This is a genomic window from Erwinia sp. ErVv1 (assembly GCF_900068895.1).
Taxonomy (GTDB): Bacteria; Pseudomonadota; Gammaproteobacteria; order Enterobacterales; family Enterobacteriaceae; genus Erwinia.
The window spans coordinates 56,824-81,584 of record NZ_CDPK01000009.1; the positions used below are offsets into that span (position 1 = coordinate 56,824).

Here is a 24,761-nt window from a genome sequence, read left to right on the forward strand (position 1 = left end):
CCCGAAAAAAAGCAATACCAGTGAAGGACACTAAAGTGATTAACGATGTCACGACTTCAATGTCGTCATCATTCCCGAATCCATTCTGAAAACACGGTCCGCCAGATGGAAATAGTGGTCGTCATGGGTAATAACGACGACTGTTTTTCCACGCTGTTTCATCTCCGGCAAAATTTCCTCATAAAATATTCGCTTAAAATCCGGATCTTGATCGGCAGCCCACTCATCAAAAAGATAAATATTCTTGTTGTCGAGCAGTACCGTGAGTAACGCCAGTCTCTTTCTCTGGCCATCTGAAAGCGATGTGGTGGAAAACACACCTGCCTTAATACTGACTTTTTGAGAAAGCCCTAGGCGTTTTAAATACCCTTCTATTTCTAAATCGCTTGAAGCATCAGCGATCAGTAGTGAATCAAAAAGATGATAGTCGGAATAAATACAGCCGATATGCTGCCTGACGGCGTCACGATTTCGGTCATCGATGTCCTGACCGTCTACCTTGATTAACCCCCGACTGGGAAAATAGTGCTGGGTGATCAATTTCGCCAGTGTAGATTTACCGCACCCGTTGCCGCCGACGATATAAACCAGTTCTCCGCGACGAAGCGTAAAGTTTACCGGGCCGATACTAAAAGCCGTATCCCGATCATGCACCACATGTTCATATACAACATCGTTGAAGGTCATTTCCCGCCAGGGCATCAGCGTTCCATCCCCGCCGATTGTGGATTCAGCAGGCATAATGCTGACAATCTCCCTGATTTTTTTCATGGAAATAGCCGCCAGCGTGATGTTGTGGATGTTATTGATAATGACGCTTATGGGCGCGGTGATGTAGAGCAACGTCATAATGACGGCGATCAGTTCCTGGTCGGTAACGGCATGATAATTACCAAATATAAACATAGTGAAACCAATGACGAAGAAACTGAGCAAATCACCATAGTTCACTGCAACAGCCAGTATGGTTTGTCCCATTTTCTCATTACTGGCAATATCATCTTCAACGGTATTAAGTATATTTTGATGAAAGTAATCACGCTTGGCGCGATCGATCTTCAGCTCTTTTGCACCACGAACCAGAGCGATGTTCAAATTACGCAGCTCATCAAATTTATTGCGTGTCTTAACAAGATAACGCCGGGAAAAATATATGGGTATCTGATAAGTCAACACGCCAAAGGCGATTGCCTTCAGAATGAAAAAGACGATTTCATCATTGACGACGTACAGATACAAAATCATTCCCATCACCGTCACCATGCTGATAACGATAGTTGGAATGACCTTAGCCCCCTGAATTACCTGCATGACATCGGTCGTTAAAATAGTAGTAATTCTTGCCAGCCCAAGCCGCTCAAGATCAACAACACTTAACAGGCTTATTTTATGATAAATATCCTTACGTAATTTTCTGGCGAAATCAATCCCAACATTTATAAGAAGAATTTCTGACATTGAGGTAAAAATAAGAATTAACACAATCGCGCTGGAGAACAGTAACGCAAGACGATAGTTGGAAATAGTAACCCCTAACAGGGATATTGTTTTTTCACCGAGCACACTGAGTGACGGCGACAATGACTGTAATCCACTCAATGTCAGTGGAATCAAAAATGCATATACCGCTCCCGCTAGTGCGCCAAAAAGTATCGACAGCAATACCCGATTCGGTGCACTATGGCTGAAACTCCTAAATAATCCCACAGCCTACTCCTTATTTCTCTGATCGAGCATGGGAATCTTTTTTTATTTCATTGAATATAAATTCATTAAATGGCTTCACACTATCCCGGTAATGTTCGCTCATAATATTTCCGGATTGCCCAGTTGAGTTGATATAGCGCGTACTGATTTTTTCCGATTTAACATCGACAATCATTCTGAAACTGGCGCCCAGTGTCTGGTCATAGCCTTTTGACAAGTCGAAATGCATATCGGCCACATTGATTGCATCAGGTGAGCCGCCATTTGCTATTCGCGTACTGAAAATATTGTCGAGAAATCTTACTCCGCTAAACAGGCGATGCTGGTAATAACTGGAATGCAGGTTTCCCCATTGCCAGTTATTCATATTATCGCCACGCATTCTGCTCAATTCGTCGAGAGCCTGATCGAGAGATTTCACCAGCACATCCTGACAATTATGCCACGACGTTGGGGGACCAAATGTCCGACACGCGTTAGTATCGTCATTGAGTATTTTCACCAGCGAGGAAAGCGGAATATAGGTGCCCAGCTCACTCATTAGCGCATTTTTTTCATCTTCGCCCCAGGATTTGGGTAGCGAATCCACAACCATATTGATCCGCATATGCCGTGACCAGCTAACAATCAGGGTGGCAGCAACGCTCTCCCGATTCATATCCCCATCCCAGGCAGCCAGTCTGTCTATTGCCATCTGCTGACGCCTGCCTGTCGGCTGAATTTTATTGATTGCCGCGTGGCGAAATGCCGCAATGTTCGCATCATACGTATCCCGTTGAATGGCTATCATGTCTTCATGCGTTATCCGGTTTTCCGACGCCGCAATTTTGTCGTCCAGCAGCCTGGTAATACGTTGTGCACGCGCAGAAGGCGCCCAGTCATGAGAAATGAAATGCGGGTAGGTATGATTACTGACCTCATTATTGGCAGAAACGATAAATCCCGATGCCGGATTCCTGCTCACCGGCAGTTCGTTAAACGGAATATAACCCCGCCAATCATTACGAGAATTTTCACCCGGCAATGGCAGTTCACCGTTGCCCTGTCCCCGAAGCGGAATGGCCCCGGCGCTTATCATGCCAATATTGTTTTCCGTATCGGCATAAAGGAGGTTGAGTGCAGGCGCCGCCAGCAGCCGGACTGCCGACTGAAACGATGGCCAGTCGTGGGCATAATTGATCCTCATAAACGCCATATAGCTGGTATCGTCTGGATCCAGCGCTGTCCACCTTAGCGACAGCGTCTGGCGAATAGTGGGAAACAGAGCGCTGACGACAGGACCGTGCCGCGTCTCTTTAATATTCAGCGTGACGTCCTGAAGGGGCGGATAGAGCATATCGGGAATACCACTGCGAACCCGAATAGTCTCTTTCCTCTGACTAAAGGGTAGCCACTGGTTATCGACTTTGTAGCGGGAGGGGTCATCCGGGTTGACGGTTTCAGCATACAAATCTTGCACATCCGCGGTCAGAGCCGTGCCGCCCCATGCAATATGTTGATTACTGCCGAAGATAACGAGTGGAAGCCCCGTCAGACTCATTCCCTGAGTATGCAATCGGGCGCCATTCTGCGATACAACGTACCACGGAGAAGGTTGCTGCAGTCCCAGATGCGGATCGTTCGCCAGCATCGGATATCCGGTACGGGTGTGCGTTCCTGATACAACCCAGGCGTTACTGCCCACTCCGGTTCCCCCCGTGCCAAAATAGGCCCCTTGCTTAATGATGAACTTTACATCCTGCATCGCCAGGCTTGCCGCAGGTCTCAGATCAGCAGTGCGGTCTGGTGGTACGGAGGTATAAGTGGGGAAAAGCAGTCTGACTTGCTCGTTATTCAGGCTCTCCGTGGCGACGTCATGCTGAATTTCCTTGAACATATTGCCCCCCAAGTCGAGGGCGAACATTTTGACCCACGCCAGAGAATCGACTGGCGTCCACTCTTCAGGCTTCACTCCCAGCAAAATAAACTCCGGCGGCAAAGTTCGCTGTTGCTTAATCGCCTGATTAACGCCAGCCGCATACGCGACCAGCGAATCCTGAGCCGGTTGGTCCAGCCGTGTCCATGCCTGCTGTGCTGCACGATAAATGCCCAACGTTCTGATGAAAATATCGCTTTTCATCCCCTTCTCGCCGAGTATCTCGCTTAATCTTCCCTGAACAATGCGCTGTTGCAATGTGAGTTGCCACAGCCGATCCTGCGCCTGCACATACCCCATGCCAAAATAAATACTATTATCATCATCAGATGAGAGATATACAGCGCCATGCCGATCTCTTTTTACATCGACATCATTATAACCCTGCCCTGATAGAGTAAAATTTTCAGCGGCAGGGAGGCTGCGCAGAAAATAAATATAGCCAAAGACAAAAACAGAAATCGCGGGCAATAGCAGGCATACCACGACACGTAGTAATAAAGGACGACTCTTCATATCTCTCTCAAACAATGATGATAGTGCTAATTTTCAACCAAACGTTAAGCTGACAATTAAATTTATCTCGTCATATCGGGGAAGAAACCTGGAATTGAATGACACAGACCGCTTTTTTCTGCACGCTGATGCAAATAAGCGGCCACAGCCAAATCCAAAACACCAAGTCCAAACGGAGAAAAAATTACCGGGCAATTTTTTCGCAGTTGTATATCGCCATTAATTAACGCAGCAAGAGAACCATCAACAAAATGTCTCCCTCCGCTGATTTGTTCAGCAAGATGGGGGGAAGTATTTGCCTTCATGCAGTGTTCAACATCATCGAACACATTGGATGAACGTAAGATAATCTCAGGGCCAATATCACGAAGCGAGATATTTAATACGATCTGATGATTCTTTATTGCATCCGGGGCGGTGATATATGGCGTACCCGCGTTGGTGGCAAAGACAATAATATCTGCGTCATCCATAGCGTCCGTCACATTTTCTGCCACGGATGACTGATATTTATGAGCATCGTTGACATAGAGTGCAAATTTTTCAGCATCGTGCGAGGTTATATCGTAAGCCACAACCCGACCAATATCCCAATTTTCAGCGTGGAAGAAGTCGGCGATCTTACGCGCAATAACGCCAGTACCAATGAATGCAATCTTTTTAGCAATTTTTCTATCGTTTGATAACGTATTCGCGGCGAGGACAGCCGATGCCGCGGTACGGCACGCGCTAATCTGCGATGCTTCCAGTAAGGCAAAAGGGTATCCGGTCTCATAATCATTCAGAACAATGATGGCAGAGGCGCGCTGTATGTTCTTTTCTAAATTTTTAGGGTAACTCGCAATCCATTTTATTCCTGCTACGGCACCCACGCCTTTTATTGCCGCCGGCAACGCAATAATTCTGGCTTCCGGTTTATCATTAAACCGCAGGAAATAACTATCAGGGTTATTGGTTATGCCTTTCTCATGGAGTAAATATGTTTCCCGCACTATTCGCATAATTTGAATGTAAGAATCAGACAGGATTTCTGCGATTGTCTCTCCTGAAACCACCCCAAGCTTCATATTGTTCATTCTACTACGGCTCCTGAGAAAGTATTACGACTGGTTGACGACTGAAGTTGCAATAATCCTTTTTGTAAACACCATTCATCGGAATAAATAGTATCAATATAACGTTCTCCGCCATCAGGGCTGATCATAACGACTACCGAACCCGCGGGAATTTTAGGGCTGTAATCCCGAATGGCAGTCAGGACGGTTCCTGTCGACCCTCCCACAAGAAAGCCGTAACGCCGTGCGAACAGTCTGCAGGTCTGCACGGTTTCCTTCTCTGACACCTGAACCATATCAAACAAATTTTTACTATCGAATAATGGCGGAAGAACACTGGCCCCCATACCCGGGATATAACGAGGCGCCGATGGCGTACCAAAAATGACCGAGCCTTTAGTATCAACAGCAATAATTTTTGTTGCCGGAGTTGCCTCGGTAACCGTTTGCACGCACCCCATTAATGTGCCTGTTGTACCTGCAGCAATAAACAGATAGTCAATAACAGGAAACTCATTTAATAATTCTCGCGCCGTCAGTCTTGCATGCGCTTCTCTATTTGCAGAACTTTCATACTGATTCGTCCACACAAGACTATTATCAGACACAAGCCTTTTCTTTATATAATCGAGCCTTGCACCGAGATAACCCCTTTCAGGATGGGGGGTTTCGATTATAATAACTTCCGCACCATATGCTTTCATTACTTTGATAGTATGAGGTAATGTATTTTTATCGACAATGCAAGTGAAATTATATTTCCTTGCGGCACAAATGATACTTAATGCTATCCCCAGATTACCCGAGCTGGATTCAATAACATGTTTTTTATTTTTTAAATCCAGGTTTTTTTCTGCCGCATCAACTAACGCTATTGCAGTTTTTATTTTTATTGATCCACCGGGATTCATATTTTCTATTTTTACATAGACGCTATTGTTTTTAATGAATTCATCAATTTTGAGGAATGCCCGTCCATCATTAATGCTTTCTGCTGTTTGATATATCATTTTACACTCCCTTTGGAGTTATCCTGTGAGTCATATTTATTCCTGTAATATCAAACCCTGATTTTTTATATAGTCCGATAGCTGCTTGATTATCAGGCTCAACGCGTAATTTCAGTGTAGCCATTTGTTTTTTTTCGAGCATCCCTATCACGTTAATCATCGCCTCATGACCAATTTTTTTATTCCGATATTCCGAGGATATGTAGAAATCCATTATAAATACCGATTGTTCTTCTGGGTAATAAAGCAACCACATGTAACCGACATGACAAGGGACATCGCTGAGTATTTTGGTAATACGGAGTAGGGAATTATTTTTTGCTGGCTGGTTGTCAGGAAAAGATGTGTTGAATGTGGCATTCGCTCTTTGATGCGCTTCTAACTGGCTGAGCTGGTAGTTTCTAATAAGATCCATCTTATATTCATTAACAAAGATGGCACAATATTCCTCAATTTCACTTCCAGTGCATTCTTTTAGAGATAACATTCCTATACCTCACCCCAAATTTTCACAATAGATAATACGTATAAATATTTCAATGAATAAGTGTTTGTAATAAACTATCACTTTAGAATTCCTTACGCTAATAAAAATAGCACTAAAAAAACCAGAAAATAATATTATTCCATAAGAAAAACAAAAAACAGAATTAAAATCCAAATAAAAATAAATACGCAACATTGCAATGGGTAATTCAAGCACAAACATAACAAAAATAATATTTTATCTCTTACCAGATGACATCTTGAAATCTTTTATTTTTTCAATAAAAAATGCGCAACCAACGCAAAGTATCGTGTTGATTTATATGATTAAATCAATTAACTGGCTATACATTAACCCGTGAAATAGGATGAACTACCTTACATTGCTATCCATAATGAATACGTTCACTTTGTCATAACATTACGCCCTTAGCGGGTTCTCCTTTACGGGAGGAAGGAATACGCCGATTTTGTTGCGGTGGGCACCCTACTTACGATCACCACCTTTCTTAAAGAACGCCAGCTAGTTTTGTGCAACCCGCGTCTTATGGTGGTCATTTTGGTGGTCTTGACAGGATGAAGATTCAGGTTTAGCTTGCTTATTAGCCAGTTACTGGCAAAGGCGATCCCAGTCAGAGGAGCCAAATTTAAGAATCCCGCTCAGGGAAACCTGAGCGGGATTTTTGCCTTTTATCAAAGGGTTGCCTCGTTTTCATTGTCTGCACACGACTGTAGAAAATTACGCTACGGCGCATCAGGAAAAGCAACGCTGTTTAACCCTTCTGCCCTGTGCCGATGAAAACTCCATGTACAGGCAATTCGAGTTATTGCCCAGTGTAAACGCACCAGGCTTTAACACCTTCCGCGATACCCTCAATGATGCGGACTGACAGGCCCCCATCGTGATATTTTACGTAAGTTTTTTTAGCCAGGTATTTTAATTGGTAAAGCCTGTGTTATTGCTTGATATACAATATAAATACATTTATTTCATCAAAGCGGTTGTCCCGTATCGTTTAAATAAAGTCCATACCTCACAATAATTTGAAAATTATTTAAACAACAATTTCATATGGTTACATCACCATAATTTACTCTGGCAGGCTCGTTAATTGGTTTTTCTTTATGCTTACATAACCTAATACGTTGAGAATTCATTGAATTATCATTTTTCATACGCTGCTCGAAGATAGTTTTACTTTATTTATGCTCTGTTGATTTTTTATACAACGCGACTATTATTGAAGTTAAGTAAATCGTGGCTCCGTTCGTTAAAGCTAACGACTTTAATCCTGGATAGCTAACTCTATAAAATTAATCTATTTCCAGGGCAACAGCTCTGGGGACATCTCAGGATGTTATTACAGATAATTATTATCTCTTTTAGCTCATGAAACATGAGCATTTCCGAAGGAATATGTTCATAAAGAGATGCTTGTATCATAATTACAGATTCAAATAGTTTCGTAGCTATTTAATTGACGTACAAATGAATTTAACAAAAAAACCTCAATGATGGCCATTTTCATTTGCCGCCATGAGAGCAATATCATGCCTTGAATTTACTGGGTGCGAATTTTATGAATGCACAAAGTTATACTTCAGATGAAAAGAGCATTGTTAAAACTGTAATCAGAAAATATGGTAACAAAGGTGGTTTTATTATTGATCCAGGCGATCCTCTGTTGGTCAGTTTTTATGATATCCAGCAAAAACTTGCCGGTTTAGACTCGGGTAACTATCCCCATTTTATCCAACGCTGGCAAAACACGAAACAGTGCAAACACAGCACTGGCCTGGTCAGTCAGGCTGCCACCCGTTCTGCCGAAGCGGTGTACAGTATTGTGCGGCTTGACTCTACAGATGGTAAATACTATCGAACCGATGCCATTGGCTCTCTTCCCGTTTCCGCCACTAATGTGACGCAAACGCTGGGATTATTCGATAATGATGCATCCAACACGGGTACGGTAAAACATACACAGAACTACATAAACACCGCAGACTGTATCATCAGTGCAAATGGCGTTTATCCTGACAGTGCAAAAGAGAACGGAAATCCGGTTACAGCGATTTATACTTTTTCGCAAACCATAGCTAATAAAACGATCTACGGCGCAGAAATTATCACTACACAAAGTTATCCGAAAGAAATTCATAATCAATCCCCCACAACTATTCATAATCCTAACGAGATAAAAATTTGCTTAACACGCGATGAGGCCGACTGCGATTATAGCCAGCCCTATGCCGGCGGCGGTATAGTCAGCGTCCCTGTTAAAGGTACTATTACCTACGGTGGTAATATCGATGTTAGCGGTGGCAGACCCGTCAATGGCATGAGCAGTATCTATCTGATACGTGCGCGGGCGGGCGGTGACCCAATTTTTCCTTCTGCGGGTTTTGATTTTTTCGACCCCAAAAATTCCTCTGCTGTCGCTGATAAAATTAGCTGGGACCTAAGCTGGTTAAATTTTAACAGGGTGGATTTTGATTCTGGCGAAAGGGTCTATTATATCTTTAAACTGATCCTTAGTGTCTCAGGTAAGAGCGTTGCTGCTTTCATTACTAATGCACCTAAGAATATTCTACCGGAACAGAAATTTTTAAATACCCTAAACATAAAGCCGATGAAGATCGTTTACGGGTGCCTGCATGAAAATACAAAAATAATGATGCATGACGGCAGCGAAAAACTCATCTCGGCGATCGAAATGGGAGAAAGCGTGCTAACAGCGAATGATAGTGCGCTTATGGTGGAAAACATCACCACGGGTCAGGAACAACATTGTATAAAAATATCTGTTAAGGATGAGGATAATAACAAGCACAGCGTTATAGCCAGCCCGGGGCATCCTTTTATAACGGCATCAGGCGTGGTTACCTGCCGGGAACTTAAACTATCGGACCAGCTTTTTACCCCGCAGGGGAAGTGTGAAATCACAGACATCCAGCCTCAGACTGATGAACTTACGGTTTATAACCTGCAACTGTCTGCTGAGAAAGTCGATGAAAACATCCTGTATGCCAATCATATCCTGGTCGGTGATATCCAGATGCAAAGATTCTATGAAGACGAATATTATGAAAGGCCTGTCAATATACTAAGCAAACTCCCCAGGGAATGGCATGAAGATTACCTAAATCATCTCAAATCAACCGGTGAGTAATATCATGTACGATGGCTATCCGGACTTCCAGAATATTATCACTATCGCGGCGCAACGGTTTATCGGGGCGTATCAGCAGAGTAATGCTTATTTCCTGTACCCTGAATCCCTCGGCATTCAGGCCGCTGATCCGCTGCCTTTTTCCCTGGATATCGTTCGTAGTTCCAGTGCTGAAAGCATTTATAGCTGGCTTAGTTTCACGACGGAACTCCAGTATGACAGCGGGCAATGGCTGGCAGAGTTTAAACAACAAAACCCGGATGATACGGTTAACATCCTGCCGCTGATCGCGGGTAGCCTGGGATTTGACGTGCCCATTGAGTATCGTAGCAATCTCCGTGAGCATAGTTTTGATGCCACCTGGTATTCGGCACAGTACATCAGGTTTATTATTTTACTTAATTCAGAAAGCACCCAGCTTATAGAGGATACAATACTCGATAAAACTATCGGTTTTAATGCCCGGCTGGATGGTTTTATTGAAGGCGTTTCCCCGCGCCTGCCGTATTCCATCGAATTTGATCCTTCCGTGCTAATGGCTATGTTAACCGACAATGTTCCAGGTACTCCTACTGTGGACGGCAATCGGGTGGCATTTAGCTACGACCTGCTAACACAATATCTGTACCAATATATCACGCAGCTGCCGTTGAAAATCAGCCCGGCGCTGCCCGGGAACAATCCGGCCGGGGTCCGTACTTTCTGCCAGGCATTACTTGATCGTCTGTATAACCTGATGGGCTCGCCCTGCACTGGGCCAGCTAACAGCAATACCGCCATGATCTGCCTGGCAACCCAGCAAGAGAGTGGGCGTGCGATCTTCGACCTTGATACGGTTGTGCTGAGCGTGCGCCCGCTGTGCTTTTTACTGGATCCCTTTACTGCTGCCCAGCAAATTGCCCGAAAGTCGCCCGACGCGATAATTCACCGGACGACTGCGCCGCTATTACCGGAAGGCAAGCGAGCGATCGACGTTTTTTACACTTATCCATCAGGGTTGGACAGCAGTGTCTCTGTTGACATTCAGCTCAGCCTCCCTGTCGGCAATATTTATCCCTATGAACAGAAAAAAACCGGGCAACTGACGCTGGATCAAAGTCGGCTAACCTTCGACTTTTTTAGAAATTCGCTGGAAATGAGCCCTTTCTTCTACCAAATCCGCGTTACCTATTTTCGGGGGGGAAACTGGCAGTCGATCTTCGGTGAAGTTATGCAGTGTAATGAACGCTTTCTGGTACTGGATCCCACTTCACTGCCCTGTAAGTTTATGACTATCAGCCTGGATGAAGCCTTTGCCCTGCAAAGCGTAATTCGTGGGCTCTATCACTCAGACGGCTGGGAACAGAATCTGATGTTAACCGGCGAAGCGCCGGATTGCAGCTACCCGATCCTCGGTGACAAGACGTATGCCGACGTAGAAGCTCACGAATTATCGGGTGATGGGATCGTCCTGCTGCCCAGACCCGTGACGCTAACTACCACCATTGGTGCTTACAGTTTCCCACAGTTTGGTTCCCAGCAGGCACGGATATCGGTCTGTCTGCCCGAGGGGGTTTCTGGGGCAGAATTTGAGTTTGAGCCACAAAACCCGATCCATAGCACTAAATATACCTTCACCCATTTGCATAACACATTCGACTACAAATGGACGGTCACCTCTATTTTTGCCTGCGGATTTCGCTACAAAAGCATCGGCGGCCAGTGGTCAGCCTACGTAGTCGGCGATCAAACAATTAATTTCACAGGTGAGAGATGAACACTGGATATATTAACCCTCAGAACATGTTACAAGACTTCTTTCTGCTGGATCGGGCCTTTGCGTTTCACGACCAGACCCGGCAGCCGGAGGACTACACGTATGGCAGTTTTACTCCCCAGGTTGTTCTGAATAAGGCCGCCGGTCAAATCAGCGCGCTGCAACTGATGATCAGCCCCGCGGGGGGGATGTCGACGTTCGTCGCCCCGAAACAGCCCGTCGATACCTCAGCGTTAGACGCCTATATCAGAGCGCATTTTATCCCATCCCCAGGGGGGATTAAACTGATACAAAGTGATGTTCGCCAGACTCTGTTCCTGCGATTCGTCCATCAGCCTGAATCAGACAGCTATGACGTTGAGTATGTGCAGTCCCGCATGGCACTGACGCATGCTGAAAGTAGCATGCTGGATAGCGCTATCCGAGGGGATAAAAACCAGGTTTATCTGCTGACCCACAGCCAGTTTGACGTTAGCAGTTATGCTACGGCCAGACTGCAAACTGACTGGATCGCGTTTTTAACGCTGGCTTTTAATGAGAATGCGCGAAAGTCGGAGGCTATTGCCCTCCTGCTCAATCAGCAGATTGACGCTGGTGTGATCACCCTACAGGAGCAGTTTGATAATACCCCTTCAGCACAGACGCGCGCGCTGGTCAAAAATTCACTGGTAGAAACTGCGTCTGCGCTGATCAGTAATACGCTGCGTAATATTCATTCGGTGGATGAACTCCCGACCAAAATCAGTTACGACATCAGCTATAGCAATAGCGTGCCACAGCAGTATTTACTGGTGCAGCAGCAGGATATCGCCGTGCTATTAGATAAGCTGCCCGCAGATAGCATTATCACGTTTAGCACGACGCCCCTGCCTGAACCCAGCCGCCCGCGCAAACCAATAATCCCGCGCGAATGCACGGTAAGCCTGGATTTCCAGCCGGCAAATTTCAATATTTTGTCGATTGAACTGTGCTATGAGGATGTCCAGACGCCGATGCCGTGGCCCACCTTCTCACCAGTCACGCTCAAAACTGAATCGGACACTGACATTATCACTCTCAGGGTCGAATTTGCTGACTACAGCCGTTACGAAAGTTCGCTTACCTGGCAAGATGACATCGCTCTTACCCCGCAGGATCTGGGTTTTTATAGCGTGCTGTTTGAAGCCGATCATCTGAAATCCAGCTTCAAATCAATCAAGGGCAGCGCAAATTATCTGCCAGCCGGTCAGGCTAACAAACAATCTTTTATCTTCACATTTCCCAGTTCACAAGGGTGGCTGGCCAATTGGTGGATTAACACTCAATTTGCAGGCCTGAACGGGAACATTGACTACAGCTGGACGGGAGAACTGCAATCGAAATCGCTGTTCCGCAAAACTTACAACGCTGGTCATATTCTGGCCACTGCCAGCCCCATCAAACTGCACTACAACAAGTGATATAAACAAGAGGAATATCCTATGTTAACCACCGCTTTGCAGCAGTCGATTAAAGTCTCCACCGATAAGTATCTGGGCGAAAGTGAATATATCTGTACCTGTTACGGCGACAGTCTTGACAAGTATACCTATTACGTCGTGCCTGAAATCCCGGTATTTGTCGCCAGAGACGATCGCAGTCCAAGTTTTATGTTTTACAAGTATCGCGGCGAAGAGATGCAAGGCGGTTATACCCAATTTACCGTGATGCTGCCTCTGCCTCCTGAAGATCTGCAAACCAGCATCCGCGCACAACTGTTTGGCAATATTGAGAACCCCCTGAAGGCCAAATCCGCGCTGATTGTCACCTATGTAAAAGCGGAAAAAGCCTCGGTAGAGGATCCTGAGAACCAGATCAAAAAAGCGGCAATGGACACGGCGCTCATCAATACCGCCCTGGACGCCGATCAGGCCAGCAAATTCGTGTCACTGTACGACGGTAACAGAGGCAATGATCAGTTTCTGTCTCAGCTGATGCCTGAAGAGGCGCAGAAAATCAAGTTATTACAACCTTCCTACACGTCGGCCCAGGCGACGTTAATTCTTGATGATAATGAAAAATTCTACCGACAGATCCCAACTTCTGTGTCGCCGTCAGGACTGGGTGATAACCGCACCGTCTTCGGTCTGACGCTGACCGGCGTAGGGGCCACTTTGTTTGAAAAGGTGCTGACAGGAACCGACAGTAATGCAAGCGTGGGCCTTCGTTTTAACTTTAACCTGGATGCCTCTCTGCCAGCGGCCAAAGTGACGGTCAGCTACGACAGTGAGATCGCAAAGAAGGTTACTCAAGACATCTCCTACCATACGTGGGCGGCGGATGAGAAAAAAATTGAGCGCGAATATTTCGAAAAAAATGCCATTAAAATCGATGTCCGGGTTGGACTGACCGCAGCGGAAATGGGCATGTCAGCAGATCAATATATCGAATGGAAAGACAGCCTCAGAAACTGGGGACAGAAACAGGTTGAGCAAATTTTAAGTAATCAGTCCGGGCTGGACATGAGCCTGGATATGCTTAACGACGCAGGTAACTTTGAGAAATTTGAGCAAGGCCTCAAACAGACTAAAAGTTTCAGCCGCAGCTATGATGAAAACTCGGTTATTTCCTTTGCTATTGCGCCGCAGACTCAGTTGCCGTCAATTCAATCCATTGTGGGTAAAGATCACCTGAAAGAGTATTTCAAAGAGTATGATCTGAACGACCCTTTCTACCAATCTATACAGCCTGAGTTCTATGTTACCCAGGACCTGGCGACCTATAACATCGCCAATATTGTCGTGACGGCTATCTATGATAAAGACAATCAAAGCACTTTGCAGTTTAGTCCTAAAGATATGAATCCGAAAAAAACGGGTAAATGGTTTATCAATTCTGAGGTGGGCCGCGCATTTTCATATTCCTATACCGTCAACTTTAGCGGCGCACAGGCTAAACCCTATCGTTCTGGCGTCATTAAAAGCGACAAAGAGCTAATTATTGTCATCAATACCGCGCAGTGCGGCGTTGTTTACGCAGATATCGCTACCCTGCTCGATCCTCTGGGATGGAAAGTCTTCAATCAGGTAGTGGTTAAAACGCGCTATAGCGATCCGGATAAACACGTTGAGGCCAAAACCTACAGCCAGGTTATTAGTGAGTCGAACCCGCCGAAGCCCTTTATTTATCCGATTGGCACCACGGTCGATAAACCCATTTATTATTCCGCCGATTACAATACCATAGATGGTGATGGCCTGACTTACATTCCAAACGGCGTCGAGACCAACCCATCGATACCCGGATATGGGCTGATTCATGGCAATCAGATTCTGATAGCCAACGCCCTGCCAAAACAGAGAAAATATACCATTATCCTTCGATATACGGAGAAAAATGTCTCGCTCATCACCTATGAAATGACCGTCAAATATGTGAAGTGGAACTTCAGTGAGTCACAGAACGTTGCCGTGACCGAGTTTGATAGCAAGTCGTTGACCCAATACCTGACCTTTAATCTAATGCAGGCAGAGAAAGATAATGATCCTGATATAAGATATGTCGCAACAATTTATTATGGCGACAATGGTAAAGAAAAAACAATCACCGGGACGGTGTCAAATACCTCTTCAATTGTGGTGGTAAATTTCTGATGTTATTGAATAAGCTGGGCAACAATTTTGCCCGGCTTCAATTCTCGTAATGCAGGATTGTCGCTATGAACAGTCAGATCGTAGTGCAAGATATATGTTTTATCCGTGCCGACCCAGACAGTAATCTTTATTTTTACTGTGCTGCTGCGCCGAGCGTGACAGTCACTCATGGCAATCAGCCCGCAGTGCAGCTAGAGATTTTCCGAAACAGTCGCGAACCCACCACCCTTTATTATGCTACGTTGTCGCTGCGAACCCAGTTAGCCAGCACGCCTAAGGCTGCACGTGCGGCGGCTGATGCCTCAGCAGATATTCCACGCAACGCAATACTCATGCCCTTACAGGCGATTTCCTGTAGTGCAACGCTGGATATTCCCGGTTTTATTACCGGCCAGACCAGCAAGACTTCATTGAACGATCAGCAAAATTGTTATCTGTTAGCCAAACTCATACCGCAAGACAGTATCGTCCTGCTGGCAAGCCTGATGAAAGACCCCGAAGCGACGCCTGTCGCGATCAGCTACAAAATCGATTATTTGCAACAACTCCCTCCCGCCAGCTACGAGCTGGAAGCCAGTTGGGAAAAGGTCTATCTGTTTCTGCAGGAATCGCTTGGATTCAACCTGTTGCTCTTCAATGTTGATATAGAACGGGTCTCGTCATCCCTGATTAGCAAAAAAATCGTGACCATCAAAGTCCGGCAAACCGATTCCAGTAACTATCTCGAACAGGCAGGGGCGGAACTGAAGCAGATATTACTCAGCGAGTTTTTTACCGCAGTCTTTGCCGATATGCCCCAGCAACCCAAGCCGAAGGCGGGCTTTTATCTGCAACAGGTTTCAGTTAAAGATATTGATCAGCGTCGGTTAAGTGGCAAGCTGAGCCTTACCACTGTGGTCAAGCGTTCGCTCTTTCCGCAGGCCTTATTCGCTAAATTAGTCAGTGACACCGACTATCAAGCCGATCGTGTTATTACCCGAACCGATTTGCAGGATGATTTCTTTGCCTATCGCAATGTGCGAATAAACTTACTGACGCCTGAACTGGACAGTAATATTTCACTGGTGATAGTGCGCCTGGATTATGGCGGAAACATTCAACAGTTTACTTTTTGCAGCGGCGATAATCAGCCAAAACGATTCAAAATGGCAGCGATTATCGATCCGAATACACAAAAAATGCTCTGGCCGGTACACTACGATTTTACCATCTATTTCATTCAGCCATTTGGCGACAGGATACAGGCCGAATCCAGCGTTCTTCAAACTGAACTGGACGATATTTATCTGGATCTGGATTCAATCTATGGGCGCTATAATTTTATCATTGGGGCAGCAAGCCAGTTTGACTGGAGCTGGTACCAGTCGGTACTGGTTACCCTTCGTTGCTCCCACAGGCTGCAACCCGCACCCCGCGTGTCGGAAAGTTTTCAAATTAGCGCCACGTCGCCACCCGTTCATTATCCGGTCACGCTGGCTAATCCCGATTTATATCTTTTTGAGGTCACTAAGGAATACTGTAGCTCCCTCAATTCTCCTCACATTTCAGGGGAGCTGATCGAACCTGCCAACCAGGATATAACGCTATTCTCGCGCTTATATAAACAGCGAGAATTGACGTTGTGCGTCGACGTGAACTGGAATGAGATAGAGCAGGTAATGGTTTCGGCCAGCTATGCCTATTGTTCAACCGATCGTAATGCCATCTTACAACAAGTTTTTTTATTTACTGGCCCCGAAGTCGCCGTTCAGCGATTCAGCGCCGACCAGCCCGATCTTAAGAGAAAGACGATCAACCTTTCTATCTGGTTTACCTACTTTTCGGAAAAAAGGGGGGGTAAACCTGACTATGTCGAAATTTCCACCGACCAAAACAGTATTGATATTAACCTCAATTAAGGAAACGTCATGTTATTACTGAGAGAAAGAACCCAGACCATAAAGAACATTACCTTCTTTGCTGATGACTCTGATAACAACCAATTCTGGTATTTACCCGGCGATATAAACATCGCAGAGAAAGACAAAAAACCTGTATTTTCACTGATAAAATATACCGGCGACGGCAGCGATCAGCAAGGAGGCTATATTAATTTCGAGGTTGATACCTCCGTCAACGAAAACGTGCTCGACAGTGCATTTAAAGAATATCTCAGCAAGATCAAGGTTGATCCTAACACTGCCCGTAAAACCCCGGTTCCTTTTGACAAGGGTACGGTGAATTTTTTTGTTCTGGGTGCTGAGAACGCTAAGGGTGTGCTGATCAGCGCCCAAAGTCCCAGCCTGTTTGGTAAGAACAGCGCCATCTTCAGCGCTAAATTAACGCCGGAGCAGACAGTGATCCTTGAAGCCGCCTTTAACCAGGCGCAGGCACCTGCAGCAGTTGCCTATAATCTCAGTTTTACGGGCATTACTCCGGCCTTAAAAGTTGAAGTGGAAGCCAAACTCGAAAGCCTCTATAAAGAATTTGACCTCAAATTTGGTGCCAATATTCCCATTCCACTTGAAACACCAGCCAGTTTCTGGCTTGGGTTTGATAGCGTCATTAAGAAGCTGCAGCAGGATCAAAAACTGGTAATCAAAGTCACCGAGAGCATGCCCGGTGACCAGGCGGAAAAGGAAAAGGAAAAGGAATGGGCGTTGCAATTCGTCAAGGAAGAGATCCTAAAAAGCTTTTTTACCGCGTCGCTACAACCTAACGAGGACAGCAACACCCAGGCAAAATCCGCTAGTGATTCCATTCTGGATTCCCTGATCGCCAGCGATAAGGAAGAAGATAAAGAAGGAGGCGGTCTATTCCCCAGCGCTTCGCTGCAGATAAAAATGGTCAGCATCAAAGAAACGAAGGCGCTGAATTTTAATTATATTTCATCTAAAGCCATCAGCCAGGCCGCGGTGCCGCAAAACTTTATTGGTAGCGACATCCTGCGGGCAAAAAAGGTGAAGCCCTACTTTATTGAAGTCAACGTCAACGATCCTTTCTTTCAGAAAATTGATTTCACTGTACTGGGGCCGGATGGCTTTGATGAATATGGCATTAAAGCAGCCTCCTTTAGACTCTCCTATAACAACCAGCAATATACTGCCCCTGCTCCCTTTACAACCGACGGCGGGACATGGAGCAAAAACATTTCCCGTAGCAGCAACAGCAACGAATTGTTTAAAATCCAAAGTGAGTTTGTCTTTAACTCTGCCGCGTCATCTGGCTGGGAAGGAACCAGCAGTTATCAATCATTATCGGATTCAGCCTCAACCTTGTTGAACCTCGATCCGGGCTCAGTACTGACATTCAATGAAATCTCTATTTTCCTCGATCGGAAGTTCGCCTGGGAGGATTGCAATCAGGTTATCGTTGAACTGACTTACCTGGATGATAAGCAGAGCAAAAAAAGCAAAAAGTACACGTTTAGTGAGGATAATAACCAGGCGCGGACTTTTAAATATCGCTTCCTTACCGAGAGACCCTGGAAAGTTAACTATAAAATCACTTACTTTCCAGTCGGTAACCCGCCGATTACGCTTGCCGGAAGCGAAAATCCATTAGCCATCATTATCCCGGCCATGGTGTAGGCGATTAACCATGGGCGAACTTAATTCAGTACTGCCTGTGGCATGGAACGCCCTGGTTAATGCGTTATGCGAGGAAGCGCCTTATCTGCGTGAAAGCATGGCTCGGGAAATTACCCGTTTCAGCCAGCCACGTCTTGCCTCCCACGCTCTGTCTGCAGCCTTCAACACCAGCCTGCTAGCCTACAATGGTTGCCCGCTTGAATTCACCGTTTCGACGGTAAAACCACGGGCGCTTTCCTGCACGCTGGATCCCTTTCTGCCTTACAACGCGGAAGATCGTAGTATCGGTGCTTTTTCCCGGCATTACCGACAGATTGTTGCCACCTCTCAGCAGGATAACGTTGAAGATTGTTTTAAAGCGGTAGAGCGTATGCAAGACCGTAGTACACAACCGTTGCGGTATGGCTCCTGGCTGGGACGTAAATATATGCCTGACAGGGTGAATACTAAGGTCTATTCAGAGGTACATGCCGACGGATTTGATGAAGCAAACTGGCCAGATTCGAGGATTAAGTCGGCTGCCACCTGCCAGCAGGCGGGGTTATCATTGTTGATGAAAGGCTATTATCCACAGCAACCCGCCGCGCCGCAGGAATTTTATTTTCAATGGCACAGCGCACTTATCACTCACGATGATATTGCGACGATCATGCGTTTTTTCGACTGTGAACCGCTGAAGGAAGCCCTAAGGCCCTTGCTGGATCAGGCTTTGATGCAAACCCAGAACGGACATGATTTTCCAGCAACGACCTACGGTTTTAGCCTGGCGTATGGTCAGGATGGTAAACCACTAAGCTTTACGCTGTTTGTCATGGCCGCGAGTTTCTTTGGCGATAACCGGCGGGTATTCCCGGGCGTGCAGGCTTTGCTGAAACTAAATAACCTCAGGCTGCCTTTATTGCAGCGGGTGGTGGCGGAACAAATTCCCCTGCAGTTCAATATAGTGGGGTTTTCGGTGGACCAACATAACCGTTGTAGCATCAGTTGCACTTTCAGCCCGCAAAATACGTGTTTTGACGTCGTGCCGCTAAAGAGAATGCCCCCTGTGGCACGCTCAGCTCCGCTGAGTCTGAAGACACTACTCGCGCAGCAGTCTGCCAGCGGCGCCTTCTTGTCTCATGTAAGAACACCTGACGGGCGCTGGCATCAGGATGAAAATGCTTTTGTTACCGCGCAGGTACTACGCACGCTGGATCATACTCCTCAGACCGCCCCACATATTGACAGGGCACTCGAATTTTTAATCGCCTGCGAAACCCACCCGAACAGCTTCAGTTTTTGGCCGGAGGCCGCCCATCCCCAATGGATGGCGAATCAAAAGATTTGTGCCGACATTGATGACACAGCCATTATCACCGAACTGCTCTACAAGTTTGGCCGCATTTCACTAACACAGGTCAGGCTGACTCTTTCACATATGAACAATTATCAGGTGCGAAAAGTTGATCCCCGTCTGAGGACCGGGCCGCACCAATGGGCAGAGTGTCAATGCTTTTATACCTGGATGCAGGATGACAACGATATCTGCCAACTGGATTGCTGCGTTAATACGAATGCGCTGATTTTGCTCCATACGCTTAAGAGCGTGGACGGTATGGTATATCCAGCGTATTTGCGCATTATTCAGATGTTGAATCAGGCGGTGCAATGGAGCGGGGATGACTACAACAGGCTTAGCACACTTATCCCTTATTACGCCCATCCCTATGAATGGTGCGCCACGCTGATATATGCCAGGCAGAAGGGGATCCCGCAGCTCACTCCGGTGATAAATGCCTTAGACCACTGGCGATTGCCCGCTGGGCAATCGGAAAGCCCACTTTACCGCCGTCATAATGGGCGCTTCCTCTGGACATCGTCCTGCCTGAACCAATTTAGAACTCTGGCTCAAAGCGAATACACTGAGGATAATCATGAATATATTTCTTAATGACCTGGTCACACTGAACAGAATTATATTACAGAATGCCCGCGAGCAATTTCCCGAGGGCGGGGGAAAACAGCTCCGTTACCGGGCTACAGGTAAGGTACTGGCAGACGATCTTAGCGCAAAAGTTTGCACAGAAATCATTTCAGGAGAGACGCGTTATCAGATTGCAACCCGCACCGATGGAACGAGCTGGACGATGACGCTGAGCTTCACGTTAAGTCGACAGGTTGCCGAAATTCCCTATGTCGTGCTAAGTTTCAACACCTTCGGCAATCCCGAGGAGATGATTTTCAACAACGTAATGCGGACGGAAACCGGAAATCTCTATCGGGCAGAACTGGTGTTGCTGGAGCTGGCGGACCGTGATGCCCTGCTTCGTGCCCTGTCTGATTTCGATGCGCAAACCACACTGGTCGTCGCCATTATTACCGATAATAAAATGACTAATACTGTAACCGACCCCAAAGTTTTCTACTTTGCTGAAAACTATTATCCCTATATTTACCAGGGTATTAAGCCACCCCCTGCACGACTGCAACTGATCCTTACTACACTGGCATACCAGAACATTTCGTATAACTATTATCAGGACTATGTACTCAGAAATAAGCTTTACTACCTGCCTGATATCTTCGAGGTGGGCGTGGACACAAACAAAAAACCTATGCTCTCCTTTTCATTTTCTGCGGCAGAAAATGCCACGAAGCTTGACCAGGTCAATGTAACCCTTGACTACTTTTTGCTGCCAAAAGTAAATCAGCAGCGAATTGCCAACGCCGGTGAACAGTTCTCTCAAAAACAACCAGAGGCACAATTACTCTCTTTTGCCAGCGCCGACACGCTGGTATTGCAGCTGGAATTGCCCTGCGGAAAAACAGAGGAAAAAAATGCACTGATTAACCTGCAAAGCGGCATAGCCGATTCATTCACACTTCCCGCGATTCAGTTTACTACGATCTGGGATGCATTATTTTCTACGTCGCCGCAAAGCCTGTTACTTAAAGGCCAACTGGTGGTTCAGTATAAGGGTTTCAATCCAGATACATTGCCGGTAAAAATTTCATTAGACGACGAATATAAAAGCAAACCGCGCGATTTTATTACACAGTCTGCACCCGTAGCGATCGCCAACACCCTTATATTTAAAAGCCACGCTGGGGCTTATACATCACCCGACCCGCATCCGATCAACTTTATTCTGGTCGCAATTGATAATCAGACCTTTGAGCTGAATGCAGCCAATCTAACCCATGAGATTGTCGTAAAAGTTCCGGTTATTGATCTCATCCTCAACCCGGATAAAAAAATACGTTATCAATATGATTTAGATATTCACTACGTTGATGGCAACAGGTCAAGACTTCTTGACCAAACAACCAGCTTTGAAATAATTTATGTTCCGTAAAAGAGCGTACCTTAGCGTTAACGGGCGGGAGCAGCACTTAATACAGGATCTATACTCCCTATTATCCACACACTTATAAAAAAGGGTGAGAGGATTCATATATAACCTACTGATGAACCGGGTGAAATAATTTTTGATCGAGAGTGATTGAACAAACAACATACAGGTTCTAAACTTTTAAAAGAATACCATTGAACAGTTATCCGGTGCTCAGTGTAAATAACATTCACCCCGTAACCCGCTGGCGCCAGTCAATAAAAAACGTCCTGCTCAGGAGTCATTGTCTATGCCAGAAACCTGACGTCGCTACAGACCTTTATAAGGTTTTTTTTAACGTTTCCCTCACTATTTTGTGAGCGAGCTCTTTTCTGTAGCTTATCTCACCTTTTCTATAAAAAGTGATATATGCGGGGAAACTGAACATTAACATTAAAATCAATGAATTCTAGAGGTTAATATGAAACAAAGAACCATGCTCGTTATCGCCATTGGTATGCTGGTTTCCGCATCTACTTTTGCGAAAGTTAATGATGTCCCAAAAGGTGCATTGGTTGTCCGCTACGGCGCGGCCAATATGGATGAAAATTACGCTAATCAGGATGGCTATCCTAATAAGTTACAAAACGTATCAGCTTTATGTTCTAAAGGAAATTCTTCAGTTGAAATAGAAAAAGTCAAGGACTTGATTAAGACAGATAGAGGTGAGCATGCACAATTGCATAAGGCAGGCGGTACAAATGCTTCATCGCTGATAGGTAAAAATGCTACAGTTTCCACAGACCCGCAGCCTAAAAATCCTAATCATTGTTTAATCAGTAATATTGAACTAAAGAACATAAAAGGCCCTTGGGTAATGTTTAAATTAAATTAATCAGTTTTAAAACAGGCCCTAAGAATGCCTTTTTGTTTAGTACATATGCAATATTCCACGCCACAGCGGATAAGCGCCATTTCTATTGCGGCCGATCCGGAATGGTCCGAGCCATAAAGCGTATACATGACATTCTCCACTGGCGGGTGATTATCAGTAAGCATAATAGATTGCCGTGCGACTGCGAGCGCAGGAAGAAACGAGGCAGTACTGTAGACGCCTGCGCTAACCGGAAAACTCCAGGCAACGCTGTGGTTGCCTGCATTCGCAGCAATAATCAGGCAGCCTTATGGGCTGCCCGCACTCAGACTTTAAGCATCTTCACCGTGGCATCCACGTCAATCTCATCTTCTGAGAAGATTAATGTCGTACCCTGGAAGGTGGTGATCGCCAGTTTTTTCAGCGAGCGCATTTCACCCGGCTCAGTGGAGGACTTCGGCCTGATGCTGTTCATCAACAGGCCCACAGAGAGCACTGCATTTTCTTTGTCAATGCGGGCATCGACAGGGACTTCTTCACTGTAAACCAGCCAGGACTTGATCGCCGTGAGCTTGAGACGCTCGCCTGCGATATAAATATAGTTGCTTTCCGGTAGCACCTTGACTGCGTAGGCTGACAAGCCTTTGCTATTGGTGCCAGGTTCGAAAGTCACCGACGCATTTTTGTCAATCAGCTCGGGGTTGGCGACCTTGATCACATGAAAATAACGGTTATCACCGTTCTCATCTTTGATAAATCCAAAACCTTTTTCTTTAAACCAGGTTGTGATCGTTCCGTTCATCGCCTTTACCGCCTACTTTATCGTTAATCTACTCAGTTTTTACAGCGCGCAGTGTAAAGCACAACGGCTGCGTAGACTACGTTTTGGTTTAAGTCTGGACGATAAATCTCTGCTATGCGAGGGGCAGCCAGATAACCTATCCTTTTAGATGCCTGAGAATCACCCTGCCGCAGCGCGCAAATTTGCTCTGGGTGAGAAAAAGTCATTTTACACCTATAAATCAAAAAGGGTCTGTCATGAGTGATTCCGCTTGCATATCAATCGGGCTGCTACTGTTTCCGGCACTGACACAGCTTGATCTCACCGGTCCGTATGAAGTGTTTGTCAGAGCCCCTGACACCAACGTCCATCTCATTTGGAAAACGCGGGATCCTGTCGTATCGGACCGGGGAATGGCAATTCTGCCGACTACCACTTTCAGCACATGCCCGAAACTTGATGTCATCTGCATTCCCGGAGGACCCGGACAGATAGACCTGATGGCGGATGAGAATGTGCTTTCGTTTATACGTGCCCAGAGTCACCAGGCCAGACTCGTGACTTCCGTATGCACGGGCTCGTTGATACTTGCCGCCGCCGGGCTTCTGAAAGGATATCGGGCAACGACGCATTGGGCTTCGCTGGATCAACTCTCTCTGTTGGGGGCAGAACCCGTAAACGAGCGTGTCGTCCGGGATCGCAATCGTATTACTGGCGCGGGCGTAACATCCGGCATTGATTTTGCGCTTACCGTTGTGGCAGAGCTGTATGGCAGTGAGATTGCTCAGAATATTCAATTACACATGGAGTACGACCCCGCGCCACCTTTTTCCTGTGGCTCCCCCCGGACGGCATCTCCGGCCCAGCTGCAAAAAGCAAAAGAACAGACGGCGGCATTTATTGAAAAAAGGCGACAGGCGACGGTAAAAGCAGCGTCAACCCTCTTAAAATGTCGCGATAGCGCACTGTCAGGCCAGGGCTGATCATAAGCGACAACAGT

At 46.0% G+C, this 24,761-nt stretch carries 16 protein-coding genes; 10 read left to right on the plus strand and 6 right to left on the minus strand.

What is annotated here, in order from left to right; all coding sequences use genetic code 11:
* Positions 1-48 precede the first annotated feature (48 nt).
* The 5 genes from A1830_RS13770 to A1830_RS13790 form a co-directional block, all read right to left on the minus strand.
* Positions 49-1,707, minus strand: a complete 1,659-nt coding sequence (locus A1830_RS13770; RefSeq protein WP_067707044.1) for a cyclic peptide export ABC transporter — start codon at positions 1,705-1,707, stop codon at positions 49-51.
* 10 nt (positions 1,708-1,717) lie between these two features.
* Complete coding sequence (locus A1830_RS13775; protein ID WP_082804177.1) at positions 1,718-4,138, minus strand: penicillin acylase family protein; 2,421 nt, start codon at positions 4,136-4,138, stop codon at positions 1,718-1,720.
* 62 nt (positions 4,139-4,200) lie between these two features.
* Positions 4,201-5,214: a 2,3-diaminopropionate biosynthesis protein SbnB gene (gene sbnB / locus A1830_RS13780; protein ID WP_067707053.1), complete on the minus strand. Its 1,014-nt coding sequence runs from the start codon at positions 5,212-5,214 to the stop codon at positions 4,201-4,203.
* On the minus strand, positions 5,211-6,203 hold the full coding sequence (sbnA, locus tag A1830_RS13785) for a 2,3-diaminopropionate biosynthesis protein SbnA (RefSeq protein ID WP_067707057.1): 993 nt from the start codon (positions 6,201-6,203) through the stop codon (positions 5,211-5,213). The genes sbnB and sbnA overlap by 4 nt, the downstream gene beginning before the upstream one ends.
* 1 nt (position 6,204) lies before the next feature.
* Complete coding sequence (locus A1830_RS13790) at positions 6,205-6,690, minus strand: GNAT family N-acetyltransferase (protein WP_067707061.1); 486 nt, start codon at positions 6,688-6,690, stop codon at positions 6,205-6,207.
* Positions 6,691-8,269: 1,579 nt separating this feature from the next.
* Here A1830_RS13790 and A1830_RS13795 point away from each other — a divergent pair.
* The 9 genes from A1830_RS13795 (at position 8,270) to A1830_RS13835 (ending at position 23,001) form a co-directional block, all read left to right on the plus strand.
* A complete protein-coding gene (locus tag A1830_RS13795; RefSeq protein ID WP_067707065.1) occupies positions 8,270-9,859 on the plus strand; it encodes a Hint domain-containing protein in 1,590 nt (529 codons plus the stop codon).
* A 4-nt stretch (positions 9,860-9,863) separates the two neighbouring features.
* Positions 9,864-11,615 (plus strand): hypothetical protein, encoded by a 1,752-nt coding sequence (locus A1830_RS13800; protein ID WP_067707069.1) that lies wholly within the window; start codon positions 9,864-9,866, stop codon positions 11,613-11,615.
* Positions 11,612-13,054 (plus strand): hypothetical protein, encoded by a 1,443-nt coding sequence (locus A1830_RS13805; protein ID WP_067707073.1) that lies wholly within the window; start codon positions 11,612-11,614, stop codon positions 13,052-13,054. Before A1830_RS13800 ends, A1830_RS13805 begins: the two co-directional genes overlap by 4 nt.
* Positions 13,055-13,075: 21 nt before the next feature.
* Positions 13,076-15,226 carry a hypothetical protein gene (locus tag A1830_RS13810; protein WP_067707078.1) on the plus strand — a complete coding sequence of 717 codons (2,151 nt, stop codon included), beginning with the start codon at positions 13,076-13,078 and terminating at the stop codon, positions 15,224-15,226.
* Positions 15,227-15,291: 65 nt separating this feature from the next.
* Positions 15,292-17,124 (plus strand): hypothetical protein, encoded by a 1,833-nt coding sequence (locus A1830_RS13815; RefSeq protein ID WP_067707082.1) that lies wholly within the window; start codon positions 15,292-15,294, stop codon positions 17,122-17,124.
* A gap of 9 nt (positions 17,125-17,133) precedes the next feature.
* The gene (locus tag A1830_RS13820; RefSeq protein WP_067707087.1) at positions 17,134-18,795 is read left to right on the plus strand and encodes a hypothetical protein; all 1,662 of its coding nucleotides are present in this window, start codon (positions 17,134-17,136) and stop codon (positions 18,793-18,795) included.
* A 10-nt stretch (positions 18,796-18,805) separates the two neighbouring features.
* The gene (locus tag A1830_RS13825) at positions 18,806-20,725 is read left to right on the plus strand and encodes a prenyltransferase/squalene oxidase repeat-containing protein (RefSeq protein WP_067707090.1); all 1,920 of its coding nucleotides are present in this window, start codon (positions 18,806-18,808) and stop codon (positions 20,723-20,725) included.
* On the plus strand, positions 20,709-22,130 hold the full coding sequence (locus A1830_RS13830; protein ID WP_067707093.1) for a hypothetical protein: 1,422 nt from the start codon (positions 20,709-20,711) through the stop codon (positions 22,128-22,130). The genes A1830_RS13825 and A1830_RS13830 overlap by 17 nt, the downstream gene beginning before the upstream one ends.
* Positions 22,131-22,587: 457 nt before the next feature.
* Complete coding sequence (locus A1830_RS13835) at positions 22,588-23,001, plus strand: hypothetical protein (protein ID WP_156485007.1); 414 nt, start codon at positions 22,588-22,590, stop codon at positions 22,999-23,001.
* Positions 23,002-23,305: 304 nt separating this feature from the next.
* Here A1830_RS13835 and A1830_RS13840 read toward each other — a convergent pair whose 3' ends face one another.
* Positions 23,306-23,782 (minus strand): cold-shock protein, encoded by a 477-nt coding sequence (locus A1830_RS13840; protein ID WP_067707099.1) that lies wholly within the window; start codon positions 23,780-23,782, stop codon positions 23,306-23,308.
* Between the two features lie 236 nt (positions 23,783-24,018).
* Here A1830_RS13840 and A1830_RS13845 point away from each other — a divergent pair, with 236 nt between their 5' ends.
* Entirely contained in the window at positions 24,019-24,744 is a 726-nt protein-coding gene (locus A1830_RS13845; RefSeq protein ID WP_067707102.1) for a DJ-1/PfpI family protein, read from the plus strand.
* Positions 24,745-24,761 lie beyond the last annotated feature (17 nt).